Genomic DNA, 13,989 nt, shown 5'->3' on the forward strand with positions numbered 1-13,989 from the left:
AACTTATTATAAAGTTAGTGAGTCGAAGAAAATTTACTTCAGTCGTTCTTTCTTCTTAGAAAGGCAGGTATATCGTAATCCTCTCCGTAGTTTTGAAATGGGGAGGATTGTTTTTGAGATGAAAATCCGCGATTGGATTGTCGAATGCTGCGAACAGACTCTTGTTCCTTTCCAAAAACTGAATCCTTATCTTCCGACTTTCGGATGTAAACCATCGGTGAAACAGATTCTTCTGAACCTACCGCCTTTTGTTCTCTTTGGTATTGTTTTCCTTTTTTATTAAAACCAGTGGCAATCACTGTGACTCGGATTTGGTCAGAAAGGGACTGGTCTTCGTTCAGTCCAATGATGATATTCGCATCAGGATCTGCTTGTGCCGTGATGATTTGAGAAACTTCATTCCATTCATGAATGGTGAGGTCATTTCCACCAGTTACATTGATGAGGAGAGACTTTGCCCCTTGGATGCTAGAATCTTCTAACAAGGTATTGTTGATAGCTTGTTCCACAGCTTCACTCACTCGAGTTTCTCCGCGACCTTCCCCTACACCCAAAATCGCATCTCCGGTATCTTTCATAATGGTTTTTACATCAGCAAAGTCTACATTGATGATGCCTGGATGATTGATGATATCGCTAATTCCACGTACACCGTTTAACAGAATATCGTCGATCACTCGAAATGCCATATCCACAGGAGTATTTTTATCTACTACTTGAAAGATAGAATCGTTACGAATGGTAATCAGTGTGTCTACATTGGCACGGAGTTGGTCGATTCCTTGTTTGGCAAGCTCTGCTCTACGTTTCCCTTCAAAAGAAAATGGAACTGTCACCACTCCCACTACCAAACATTTCATTTCTTTTGCAATGGCTGCAATGATAGGAGCAGCACCTGTGCCCGTTCCACCGCCCATACCAGCGGTGACAAAAACCATATCCGCACCTTTTAAGGCCGAAACAATCCGTTCTTTATCTTCTATGGCAGCTTTTTCTCCAAGTTCTGGATCTCCACCAGCTCCCATTCCTCGAGTGACTTTATTACCTAATTGTATTTTCACTTCTACTGGTGACTTCAGTAATACTTGTTCGTCGGTGTTCATCACAATAAAGTCAACACCTGTCATTTTGGAATGAACCATTCGAGTGACAGCATTCATTCCACCACCACCCACTCCGATGACTTTGATGATAGCCGGGCTTGTTTTTTCTTCTTCTAGATATAACATAGACATTTCCTCAGAGATTATTCTCCATCCAACGACGAACCTTCTTCATCCAACCGTCTGAATCAGATCCGGAGTGCATGTTTCTTTGTTCTAAGTTTTGTATTTTTGAACTATATTTAATAAGACCAACAGCAGTTGCATACTCAGGAGATGAGATTTTATCGACTAGTCCACTGAGTCCTGCGGGTTTGGCACGACCAACTGATAGGCGTAATACTTCCTCAGCAGTGGCTTCAATCCCTTGCAAAAGAGAGGTTCCACCAGTAAGTATAACTCCTCCCGCCAAACTCGACTTAAATCCTGATCGCACCAGTTCATGATCAATCATTTCTAAAATTTCACGAACCCTAGGTTCTAAAATTTCTACTAATTCCTGACGGAAAACAGAACGGGATGGTCTTCCCGATATGGATGGGATTTCAAATTTTTCCGTAGGATCTACCATATCAATTCTTGTATGGCCATAACGTTTTTTGATGACTTCGGCCGTTTCTACAGTGGTTTTTAAACCAATAGAAATATCACTAGTGATATGAAATCCACCAAAGGGAACTACGGAAGAAAAAGCAATTCCTCCATCTACATAAATAATGATGTCGCAAATTCCAGCCCCAATATCAACAACAGCGGTGCCTAAATCTTTTTCGCCCGAAGTGAGAATGGCTTCTGAAGAGGCAAGGCTAGATAAAACGCGATCCATTTGCAAAAGTCCGGCCTGTTCCACACAACGATCAATATTATTAAGTGCAGTGTTTCCGCAAGATACAATATGTACTTCTGCTTCTAAACGAACTCCCGTCATTCCAATGGGGTCTTTGATGTTTACTTGGTCATCCACTTTGAATTCTTTTGTTAAGACATGGATGACTTGTTGGTCGTTTGGTACATGAACGGCTTGTGCTGCTTCCACAACCCGCATAATATCTGTTTCCGATACAATCCGTTCTCGGTTAGTTACGGCAATAATTCCTTTTTCGTTAAATCCATGTACGGATTTCCCGGAAACATTTACAACAACCGTATTTACTTCTTGGCCGGCCATAAGTTCAGCATCACCAAACGCTTCTATGATGGACTTTGTTGTAGTTTCTATGTTAACGATAGAACCATTTTTGATACCAGCAGAAGGATAAACTCCAGTACCTATGATTTCGATTTCATGTTCCCCGAGAAGTCGTCCAATGACAACTTTGACAAGTGAGGATCCTAAATCCAAAGCCGTTATAATCGGTGTGTCATCATAACTCATACTAATGGTAAACGGCGTCCTCACCTCGTAAATCTATAGAAACTACTTTTACGGCTTCTGATTCCATATAAGCCAAGGATGCGTATAATTTACGAAATACATTTAATTCTAACTTATCACCTAGGTATACTTTTATAGAGTTAGGTGATTTTAAATACATGGTATAATTTCCGTCACGTTCAGAGACAAGTTCTGAAATTCTTGATTTGAGTGTTGGGTATAGAGAAAGAGCGTGTCGCATTTCTTTGGTGATGTCAAAAATTTGCCTGCCTTCTAGTTTGTTTTCCCCCACAGTGAACTGTCCACTAATCACAATTAAGTGATCAGCTAACACTCGGTCTCTGGAAAGTATCTCCAGATTTTCATCCACTTCATATAGAGAACTTCCTACATGTATGACAAATTCGGCAACTTTCTCCTGTATGTTGATCATCAAAAATCCGTCGGGATCACGGGTGATTCTTACCTTACGAATCCTAGGATGATTCGAAAGTTGTTTCTCCCAATCCTTCCAATTCCCAATGTTTGGGGCTTTTGGATCCACTCCCAAAAACTGAAACACCAGAGGAGGAGAGAGGGCCACAAGGCCTTGCCACTCCACACGAGCCACCGGTTTCACTGGTCTTGCCCAGCGAAAAATTAGTCCTAATGCCACAAGGCCCAGAAAGACTAAAAGGATAGGAATCACACGCCCAAATCGTTTTTCTTTGATTTCTTGGGGGGTGTCAACCATATATTAATTATGTCACATAGTTAGGTTGTTTGGAAAGCATTTAACAGGAAGGTACAAAAAAAGGCCAGGCGAACCTGACCTTTCTCGCAATTCTCAAACGTAAGGTTTGAGGTGCTTAGTTTTGTGCTACCTGCATGGATCCTGAATGAAGGTCCATAGAGATAGTTTGGTATTTTTTGGCATCTTTTTCAAGAGCCTCTGCACGGCGAAGAAGTTCTTTCTTCTCGTTCATTTGGCTAAGAGCCTTACCACCTCTAGTAGATCCTGCTCTGTCACGAAGTGCCTGAGCCATTTCTACTTTTTCTTTTGCGATGTTCGCAAGGTATTCCGAAACGGCAGATTTTTGCGCAGGAGTAGTTGCTTGTTCAATCATAGCAGACTCCAAAAGCTCTAATCTTTCGCTTGTATCCAAAGCGTGTAGGTTTGCTGTTGCAAGTCCCATTGCTAAGATCCCTGTTGCGATTATCTTTGTTGTTTTCATGTGATCCTCTCTAGAGTGGGAACCTCTTTTTCCGATTCCCTATTTGTATTCTATGACTCTAAGAATCTTCTGATAAGGATTAAATTCAATCGGAAATTACAAAGAATTTCCCCAATTAGGCCGCAAAAAAAGAAAAAAAGAGAAATCCGGATTAATATTAATCAATTTCAGATTAAATTTAATCTTTTGGATCCATAATTAGGTTCTAAACAGGAATTCAGACAGTTCTTACTAAATAAAAAAACCCTCCGTAGAGGGTTTTTCCAACTTTCCAAGACAGGTTGAAAGTTTTTAAATCAGTACTTTGTCTTCGTATAACTCAATTTTTTATTGAGAATGATGTCCACATTGGTCACTTCTCCCGGTTTGACATGGATTTCTGAATTTTCCAATTTCATCTCTTCCATGAAACTAGCTCGGATTTCATATTTCCCTGGTTTTAAGTTCGTGAACCAAAAGTATCCATCTTTGTCTGTAGTAACTTTAAAGATTTGGTTTGTAGAAACCACGGTCGGCATATAAATCGGGTGCTTTTCAATGGGGTTGTCTAGGGTTTTATAGAACACTCGCCCACGAATGGCTCCAAATCCGTCCATTGAGTTAATCGCATCCACAGTCACCGTTTGTTTCGGAATCACAGCCGTAGCTGTTTTGTAAATGGGATACTTATCCGCACGAATCTCGATTTGGTGGACCCCTGCAGGAAGGTTATCGATTTTCACATTGTAGATATCTCCCTGGATGAGAGTTCCATTTTTGGTCACGGATCCCCAGATTTTTGATTTCTCTGTTGTGACTTGGGATGTGTATTCCTGATCATCCACTAGGACTTTGATCGACCTTATTTTCTCTTCTGCCGGTGATGATTTTAGTTTTCCCTGTTTGTTGAGAAGGTCGTATGGCGACTTGGTGGCCGCTCCCCCGTAAGATTTATCTTTGATGATAGAAGTACGAATGAGGATACTTCCTGTTGTGATAGAAGGAGGTGCCGGTGGTTCCACTTCTGTGATGGGGGGAATGACCACTGTAGTATCGTTGGCAGGAGTGGGTTCTGGCTCAGGTGCTACAGGTGGGGGAGTTGTATTGTTATGATTCGGTGTTGTGGTTTCCACTGGTGTGATGGGAACATTGATCACAACATTCGGTGGTTTTGGTGGAGGATTTTGTGGTTTTGGCGAACCAGACAAAAAGATTCCTGCCGCATTCCCTGAAACTTGGGGAGTCTGTTCATGGTTGAACTGGCGTGCCATTTTGACGGTTTCTTCCTTTGCCACAAAGAAGGCTTCGAGAGCTGTCACAACACTATCGTTATTGAGGTCCGCTTTTTCTAGGGCATTTCCAAAATTGTAAGTAAAAATACCGTGGTTGATGGTCCCACCCACTTCAATGGAAGTTTGGTCATCATCGGAGGATGAAATGACCGCTTTGTCTTGGAAGAAATAATCTTCCGCATTTTGGCGCACTACCCCGTCATTTCCTTGGGCAATCGGAATTTCTGCTGCACCTCGGGTATTTTTTCCTTTTTTAGCAATCCCACCTGAATAACAGCAATCCATCACAAGGACAGTTTTTTGGGATTTGATATCAGTTAAAAATTCATTAAGTTCTTCATCGGAAATATGCGGGCGATCATAACAAATGAGGTAGTTACGCATTCCATTTTTTGCCTTCGCATCTTTCATATACATTCCGTGGCCGGAAAAATACAAAAAGACAGAATCTTCTTTTCCAACAACCTTACCCAATTGGGAAATCGCATTTTTTACGTTGTCGCGAGTGACCATAGAACCTAACAGGACTTTGATATCCTTGAAGTTCCCTTTTTTTTGAATTTTTTCTTTTAGGAAGTTTGCGTCTGCTTCACAAAGATTTAACTCAGGGATTTTTGCTGTGTTCCCTTTGTAGTTAGTTCCAATAAACAACGCATAGCGGTTCTGCCCAAACACCGGTAATCCGATGAGATAGGCCGTTAGAATACAAACAAATATGTTTCGAAACGAAAACATGATTGGGTTTCCTCTTATCCGGATGGAGTGCCTTATTCTCCATTACCGGAAATCGGAAATCAATTGGATTTTTCTTTCGAATGCAAAAAACGGAACACCTGTGGAAGAACCGAATTGCGGAACTCTTCGTTTACCCGTTTTTCTCCTCGGCAATCGTAATGGATATTATCTACAAATCGGTCACTGGGGTAGGAAGATTCGGGAAAGAAAAAGAGTTTGGACTCTGGATTTTCTCTAAAAAATAGTTTTAAATCGACAAGTAGGTCTTTGGATTCCTGGGACTCTTGTTTTTCCAAAATCCAAGGCATATAAACCAATCCAAATTCAATCCCTTGTGCTTTGGTGTATTCAATCAATTCTTTCAAAACAATAAAGTCAGGTTTTTCATAGACATATGGTTTTGGATTTTTTAATTCCTCATCCAATTCTTTTCGAATCCTATCTTTGGAAAATAATACAAGTTCTGGTTTCAATCGATTGGAAATGTTATACTTTCCGAAATGACGAGTGATTTGGTCTTCAATGGTAAGATTGTCCTCTAATTGTGAAGAAGCAGGTTTACAAAGTCCCGCTTCTACATTTTCACAAGACTCACAAAAGAGAGATCGTTCTTTGTAATTTTTATCTACTTTCCAATTGGTTTGGCTAAGAGCATTGCGAATGGCTCCGTGAAACCTATATGATTCATACAACAATGGGGCAGCTTTGGAAAGAATAAACAACCTTTCCACACCAGAATATTGATTGGATAGTTCTGCAAAAGTAAATTGGTGGAGGTATCTGTGACCAAAAAATTCCCAAAGGATTTGGTTTGCATCCTCCTGTTTTCCACTGTAACTAATGATATTGTTAGGAGTGGCTGTCCGAAAAAAATTCTTTTCGATTCCTTCGTTCCACCGGCGATTCAAATAAGCAGAAATGGATTCGTTTTCTTTTACCGACTTGGCATCGGGGTCATAAAGTGGAGGCCCATATCCCGTAGAATATAACTTAGGCGACGCAGCAAACAATACCATTTTTGGTTTGGTATTTCCCTTTTTTAAATATTTTTCCAAAAAGAAACGATAGTATTTTGGGCCCATCGCAGGCAAACTATGGTTATAAACAGAATATTCTGTCTCGGAATCTTTTGGATATCCAGCTAGAGCCATTGACCTAGAATCACCTAACACGATGATATCGGCATCGCCTTTTCCCGATTCGACAAAATTTTTCTTTAGGTTTACAAAAAAGATTTCGGGTTGTTCCAAATAATGGATTCCAGTGAATCGCACCACAAGTTCCAAAACCAAAAAAAAGAAGAGAGATATTCCAATTCCTAAAAATTTAGAACGCAAAGTAAATTACCTCCTTTCCAAAAATCCCACGAGTAAGAATGAGAAATCCCATTAATGATAAAACTAAGGCTTGAAATATAGGATGTATTAAAAAGATCCAATATCTTTCTTTTTTAAAATAGGTAATTCCATCTAAAATCAATAGTGGCAAAAAGATTCGGATGTATTCACCCAAAATTCCAGCCATATCTTTTATATTGTTATTTGGATGTAGATCCCAACTCCAAACAAAAAGGAATTTTTTCATATAAAGAAACATCATTTGTGCATCGTATGAACGGAAGGCTAAACCGCTAAAGGCAACCAACATATAAATCAAAACTCGACTAGATGTCCCCGAAAGAAAACTGATAAGTTTATCTTTTAAGGTAGGAGATTCCGGGGTTACAGGTTCTGTTTTTTCTTCTTTCTTTTTGGCAAAACCAATTAAGTAAACTAAAGTATAAACACCTTGTAAACATCCCCAAGTGATAAAGGTCCAATTGGCTCCGTGCCAAAGCCCCGACAAGAAAAAGATAATAAATAAGTTTCTATACTGTGCGAATTTTCCATATTTACTTCCCCCTAAGGAAATATAAATATAATCTCGATACCACCTATTGAGTGTTACATGCCAGCGATTCCAAAACTCTGTTGGTGTTTTAGAAAATTCGGGAGTTTCAAAATTTACAGTCAGTGTGACTCCAAGTAGCCTAGAGATCCCTAGAGCAATAAAGGAATAACCAGCAAAGTCACAATAAATCTGAGGTAAAAATAAAACGGCTCCAGCAAAAATTTGAGATCCATCTAAGGTTTGGATGATTTCTGGATTTTGAGTGTATAATGATTTTCCTGCTAGGAATACTTGGTCTACATAAGTTGCCAAGTTATCAGCAACATACACCTTCATAAAGTAACCTAGCAAAATGTCATACAGGCCTTTCTGCACTCCCTCCCAAGTAGGAAACTTTGGTTTTTTTAATTGAGGCAGAAGGTCTTGTGCTCTTTCGATCGGTCCTGCCACCAGTTGTGGAAAATAATTCACAAACAAAGCAAAATCAAAAAAGTCTCTTTCTGCTTTGATTTGTCTGCGAAACACATCGATGGTATAGGACATGGTTTGGAAGGTATAAAAACTAATTCCCACAGGAAGGATGATATTTCTAAGTAAATAGGTATTGGAATTAGTGGCTTCCGTAGATCCCAACCATAAAGCTATTTGGTTCCATGAATCAATGAGGTTCACTGCGAAAAAATCGTAGTACTTCATGGTAAAAAGTAGGCCCAAGTTGGCTACTATGGAAACTGATAGATAAAGACGACGACGAATTTGGTTTTCTGTACCTTCGATGAGAATGGCAGCACCGTAATCAATGATGGTACTAATGAGAATGAGTGTGAGAAAAAACCATTCCCACCATCCATAAAAAAAATACGATGCAAGAAGTAACCATAGGTTTTGTGCGCGGTATGCCCATTTCTGTTTTCCGGCAAACCATCCGAATCCCAAGAAGATCGCATACACGACCACAAAGAATAACAAAAAGACAAAGGTGTTAAAAAGCATCGGTCTTCGTAAGTATTTCCAGAACGCCGATTCTGTAAAATTGAAAAAATGAGGGTAAAATTGGGAATCTTATCGTTGACCCGTTCGGATTTGCAGAAATCTTGAGAGTTACCTTGGATCTACATTCGGAACTCAAAACCAAATTCGGTTTTTCGGAATTTCGCCCAGGCCAAGAAGAGGCCATTCGTTCCGTTTTGAATGGCGAAGACACTTTAGCAATTTTGCCAACAGGTGCTGGAAAATCTCTAATCTACCAACTTCCTGCAACCATCCAGAAAGACAAACTAACACTAGTTATTTCCCCACTCATCGCCTTAATGAAAGACCAAACAGAGAGTTTGCTTGCCAAAGGAATTCCTGCTGCTTTTTGTAATTCCACACAAGATGAAGTCGAACAAATGACCATCCTTGCTAAATCGGTGAAAGGAGAAATTCGAGTCCTTCTTGTTTCTCCAGAAAGAGCACTTTCCAATGGATTCCTTCGTATCTTTCGAGAACTAGATTTATTTGCTCTTGTAGTGGATGAAGCACATTGTGTTTCGCAATGGGGCCATGACTTTCGTCCCGAATACCGCCAAATCCATATTTTGCGGGAACGCCACCCTCGCCCCAATTTTCCAATTTTAGCGTTAACTGCCACTGCGACAAAAAAAGTCCAATCCGATGTGCAAGCAGCACTGGGGATGAAATCTCCGAATGTGGTTCTATCTACCTTTTATAGACCCAATTTAAAATTCAGTGTAGAATATCCATCTGCCGAAAGGGACAAAGCCGATAGACTCATCGAACTTTTAGAGCCTTGGAAAGATGGAAGAAAATTTCCGGGTCGTGCCATTGTTTACTGCGCCACTCGGAAAAAAACTGACGAAGTGTATGATCTACTAAAAGACTTTGGTTTCTCTGTGGGAAAATACCATGCAGGACGAACGGATGGAATTCGAGAACGAACTCAAAATGCATATACTTCTGGAAAAGTACCCATCCTTGTGGCTACCAATGCTTTTGGGATGGGGATGGACCAACCTGATGTTCGTTTGGTGGTGCATTACCAAGTTCCTGCCTCACTCGAAGCCTATTACCAAGAAGCTGGTCGTGCTGGAAGAGATGGACTAAATTCGGAATGTGTGTTGTTTTTTAAAGCGGGTGATGTGGCCACACAAGCCTTTATGTTATCCAAAGAAACAAACTTCAAAGGGGGAGATACTCTTCTCAAATACATTAAGGAATATGCAAATAAAGAAGAATGTAGGCAGGTTCAACTTTGTTCCTACTTTGGTGAAACCATTTCTCCTTGTGGAAGTTGTGATATTTGTACTGAGGTGGGAACAAATCTCCATCGTTCTCATTTTTTAAAATCGGAAGCAGCCAAAGTCCAAAAGAAAAATGAAAAAAGGGAATACCCTCTTTCTGATTGGGAAGAAGAAACCATTCAAAATTTTTTAAAAGAACATCCTGCTGTATTTGGAAAAACCATCATCGCGAAAACTCTTGTGGGCAAACGTACAAAAGATGTCCTAAGATACAGAATGGAAAGAAATCCTTTCCACGGAAAATTGGATGGAATTCCAGAAGAAGCAGTGATCGCAAAATTAGAAACTTGGGTGGAAGAAAAAAAAGTTCTGGTGGCCGGAGCCAAATACCCAAAACTTTATTTGCCTAATTTTTCTAAAATAAAACAGAAAGTAAGCACATCTAACTCTGATGATACGAACTCTTCGCCATCAAAAACAAAAAAACCACCCACTCTCAATTCTCAAATATTAAAAGAGCTTATTAACTACCGAGATCGTAAGGCCAGACAACTCAAATGGAAAAAGTTTATGGTGTTTCAAAACCCTGTCCTCAAACGAATTGCAGAAAGAAAACCAAGAACTCTTTCGGAACTGGAAGGCACAAAAGGTGTGGGACCGGCAAAAGTAGAACGGTTCGGAAATGATATCATTGAAATCTTATCCAAATGGGACTAAGATTCTAATTTTTTTTTCCGTACCTTTGGAACTTGCGAACAGGGTTCTAGACTCTCGAATCCAAAGTAAATTCCCTTGAAACTTTCCATGACTCTTAGAATCTGCAGATTCATAGGGGCAAAATGGAAAAAATTGCAGGGAAAATCGTCACTCATGAAAGGGAATTTGAAGGTACGATTGAATTTGATTCAAGTACTGGACTCATCACAGGAGTGAAAGAAGGAATTGATCTTGATGCTCATCAGTTTTCTGAAGGTTCGGTAATTTTTCCCGGTTTTGGTGATATCCACATCCATGCAAGAGAAGACGTAAGTGGAAAACATACTTACAAAGAAGATTTTATTTCAGCCGGGAATGCTGCGATCAACGGAGGTGTGATCCACGTAGCGGATATGCCAAACAATCCCGTTCCTCCCATCGATGATGAGTCATATTCCGCCAAACAAGCGCTCACTAAAAAAGCACCTATTCATATTACCTTGTATGCAGGTATCGGTCCTCATACTAAACCTTTGGAAAAAAAAGTTCCCTATAAAGTGTTTATGGGCCCTTCCATTGGAGAATTATTTTTTCATGACAATGCTTCCTTAGAAGAAGTGATCAAACACTACGTAGGCCAAGACATAAGTTTCCATTGTGAAGACCCGGAGATTTTAGTAGCCAACCAATCACAACCCACTCATGAAAAAAGACGTCCCAAAGAAGCAGAAACAGTAGCTACTGATTTTGCATTGTATTTAATCGAAAAATACAATCTGAAAGGAAAACTCTGTCATTATTCTACAAAAGATGGTCTTTCAAAAATCATCGCTGCTAAAAAAAGAGGAGTGAATGTAACTTGTGAAGTGACACCCACTCATTTGATGTTTGATACAGATATGTTAACAGAAACCAATCACAAGTGGTTTCAAATGAATCCACCACTTCGAGGAAAAGAAGACCGAGAAGCAATGGTCCAAGGAATTTTGAATGGACATATCGACTACTTAGCAACAGACCATGCCCCGCATTCCATAGAAGAAAAACAAAAAGGGACAAGTGGAATCTCACAACTGGACACTTATGGACTATTTGTAACCTATATGATACTCAAATTAAACATTCCTATGACTACTGTAGCAAAAATTTGCGCCAAAAATCCGGGAGAGTTCGTAGCACCCTACTTACCTGACAAATTTGGCAAGGGTGTTGGAATTATTAATCAAGGTTATGCGGCGAATTTTTCTGTCTTAAATTTAAAAAAACCAGTTGAATTTAAAAAATCAATGGTTAAAAGTAAGTCCGGTTGGTCACCCTTTGAAGGATTCCAATTTCCGGGATCTATCGAAGCAGTTTACTTTTTAGGCAAAGAAATACATGCAAAATGAGCCATTAGGCAGTAATATTCTCTCCGGACTCACAGTTAAATCGCTCCTCGCCGAATATCCAAACAGTTTTCAAGTTATGGATTGGGAGGGAACTTTTATTTCAGTTACCGAAAGATTCGCAAGGTTTCTTGAATTTGCTCCGAAGGAGATTGCCGGTAAGTCTATTCTTGATTTTACTCAAGAAGACGACAAAGAAAATACAAAATACACATTTGATAGTTTGGGTGAGAATCCGAATATTTTAAATTTCGAAAACAGACTCGTTACAAAATCCCAGGAAGAAGTTTGGATCATTTGGTTACTCATTCCATTACGGGAATCAAAAATCATTTTAGCTTTTGATCGCGATGTGACCATTCAAAAAGACATTTCTTTTGAGTTCCTTCTCCAACAACAAAAGTACAAATCTATTTTTGATAACTTACCTATGGGCATTGCCATCACTGATGAAAAAGGAAAAATTGTAGAAACTAATAAAACTGCAAGAACTTATTTTAACATACAAGATGGAGAACTTCTTAACAGAACTTTAAACATACGTAAATACACTCTCATCCAACCCAATGGGAATAAAATTTATCCACGCAAATCGAGCCTCATGCGTGCACTTCGTCACAAAGAAGTCATTCGAAACATGGAAATTGGTCTTATCAAAGAAGATAAAATTACTTGGTTTGATATTTTGGCCACACCGATTCCCCTTGAGAACTTTGGACTTGCCGTTGCCTTCCTTGACATTACCCAAAGAAGACATGCCGAAGAAAAAATTGCCTATATGGCATTTTTTGACCAACTAACTAACTTACCGAATCGAAACTCTCTTATTGACAAACTATTTCCAATTTTTGAAGAAGCAAGAAGGCATGGAAATCTCGTTGGAATTCTTGCGATTGATTTAGATAACTTTAAAATTATAAACGATTCTCGTGGTCATGACTTCGGTGATAAAATCATCAAATTGGTCGCCTACCGAATTAGAGAAAGCATTCGAGTTTACGATTTGATTAGTAGACAAGGTGGAGATGAATTCACAGTCGTACTTCCTGATTTATCAAATGAAAGAGATGCAGCAGTAATTTCTGAATCTATTTTAGATGCAATGACACACCCCTTTGTGATTGATGGGGAAAGAATTTTTGTAAACATATCAATAGGGATCGCACTATATCCAACAGACGGAAAAGACTCCAACACACTTTTAAAAAATGCAGATAGTGCACTCAACTTGGCCAAATCCCAAGGAAAAAACTGTTATGTATTTTTTACGGAAGAACTGCAAACCGTTGTGGCAGAACGATTAGAAATCGAAAACCGTATGCGAATTGCCATCATCGAAAATCAATTCACTTTGATGTACCAACCTAAAATAGATCTTTATACAAAAAAACCAGTTGGTGTTGAGGCTCTGATCCGTTGGCGTCACCCAGAACGAGGACTTATTTCTCCTAACGTATTCATACCTATCTCTGAAGAAACTGGAATGATTTTAGCTATCGGGGAATGGGTGATTAAATCAGCCATCCAGACTATGCGTTTTTGGAAAGATGCAGGAATTAACGATGTTTCTATGGCTGTTAATATCTCCACCAAACAGTTTAAACACGAGAAATTGATTTCTACCATCGCAGAAAATTTAAAACTTTTTAAAGTGGATCCACACGACTTGGAAGTGGAACTTACAGAAAGTTCGGTAATGGAAAACGCAGACGAAGCAGTCCGCACCATGCAGGAAATTCGAAAATTAGGTGCCAAAATTGCCATTGATGACTTTGGAACTGGCTATAGTAGTTTGGGTTATTTGAAAAAACTACCTATTTCCTCCTTAAAAATTGATCGATCGTTTGTGTCTGAAATCACTTCTGACAAAGATTCAAAAACAATCATCCATGCCGTTTCCAACCTAGCACATAACCTTGGTTTAATTGTGGTCGCCGAAGGGGCGGAAACTGAGGAACAAGTAAGTTTACTTGCAGAAAGTGGTGTGGATCTGATTCAGGGGTTTTTCTTTGCAAAACCTATGACTTCCGAGGATTGCCTTCATTTTCTGAAGACTGAACTTGGAATTTCGGATTGA

Annotated in this window: 10 protein-coding genes; 3 read left to right on the top strand and 7 right to left on the bottom strand. The window is 39.5% G+C overall.

Features of this window, described 5'->3' with window-relative positions:
- Positions 1-38: 38 nt before the first annotated feature.
- From ftsZ to EHQ31_RS16670, 7 genes are all read right to left on the bottom strand, one after another.
- Entirely contained in the window at positions 39-1,229 is a 1,191-nt protein-coding gene (ftsZ, locus tag EHQ31_RS16640; RefSeq protein ID WP_135572146.1) for a cell division protein FtsZ, read from the bottom strand.
- Positions 1,230-1,239: 10 nt separating this feature from the next.
- Positions 1,240-2,478, bottom strand: coding sequence for a cell division protein FtsA (gene ftsA, locus EHQ31_RS16645; RefSeq protein WP_135572148.1), 1,239 nt, complete (start codon positions 2,476-2,478; stop codon positions 1,240-1,242).
- A 1-nt stretch (position 2,479) separates the two neighbouring features.
- Positions 2,480-3,211 carry a cell division protein FtsQ/DivIB gene (locus tag EHQ31_RS16650; RefSeq protein WP_135572150.1) on the bottom strand — a complete coding sequence of 244 codons (732 nt, stop codon included), beginning with the start codon at positions 3,209-3,211 and terminating at the stop codon, positions 2,480-2,482.
- 115 nt (positions 3,212-3,326) lie between these two features.
- Entirely contained in the window at positions 3,327-3,692 is a 366-nt protein-coding gene (locus EHQ31_RS16655; RefSeq protein WP_135572152.1) for an LIC_10421 family protein, read from the bottom strand.
- A gap of 296 nt (positions 3,693-3,988) precedes the next feature.
- Positions 3,989-5,698 (bottom strand): caspase family protein, encoded by a 1,710-nt coding sequence (locus EHQ31_RS16660; RefSeq protein ID WP_135572154.1) that lies wholly within the window; start codon positions 5,696-5,698, stop codon positions 3,989-3,991.
- A gap of 59 nt (positions 5,699-5,757) precedes the next feature.
- Positions 5,758-7,035 carry a DUF1574 family protein gene (locus EHQ31_RS16665; protein WP_135572156.1) on the bottom strand — a complete coding sequence of 426 codons (1,278 nt, stop codon included), beginning with the start codon at positions 7,033-7,035 and terminating at the stop codon, positions 5,758-5,760.
- Complete coding sequence (locus tag EHQ31_RS16670; RefSeq protein WP_135572158.1) at positions 7,025-8,581, bottom strand: MBOAT family O-acyltransferase; 1,557 nt, start codon at positions 8,579-8,581, stop codon at positions 7,025-7,027. Before EHQ31_RS16670 ends, EHQ31_RS16665 begins: the two co-directional genes overlap by 11 nt.
- Positions 8,582-8,640: 59 nt before the next feature.
- On the opposite strand from EHQ31_RS16670, the gene EHQ31_RS16675 reads away from it, so the two are divergent.
- From EHQ31_RS16675 to EHQ31_RS16685, 3 genes are all read left to right on the top strand, one after another.
- Positions 8,641-10,548 (top strand): RecQ family ATP-dependent DNA helicase, encoded by a 1,908-nt coding sequence (locus EHQ31_RS16675; RefSeq protein ID WP_135572160.1) that lies wholly within the window; start codon positions 8,641-8,643, stop codon positions 10,546-10,548.
- Positions 10,549-10,670: 122 nt separating this feature from the next.
- Positions 10,671-11,915 (top strand): amidohydrolase family protein, encoded by a 1,245-nt coding sequence (locus tag EHQ31_RS16680; RefSeq protein WP_135572163.1) that lies wholly within the window; start codon positions 10,671-10,673, stop codon positions 11,913-11,915.
- On the top strand, positions 11,905-13,989 hold the full coding sequence (locus tag EHQ31_RS16685) for a sensor domain-containing protein (RefSeq protein ID WP_135572165.1): 2,085 nt from the start codon (positions 11,905-11,907) through the stop codon (positions 13,987-13,989). The genes EHQ31_RS16680 and EHQ31_RS16685 overlap by 11 nt, the downstream gene beginning before the upstream one ends.

Source organism: Leptospira montravelensis, assembly GCF_004770045.1.
Taxonomy (GTDB): domain Bacteria; phylum Spirochaetota; class Leptospiria; order Leptospirales; family Leptospiraceae; genus Leptospira_A; species Leptospira_A montravelensis.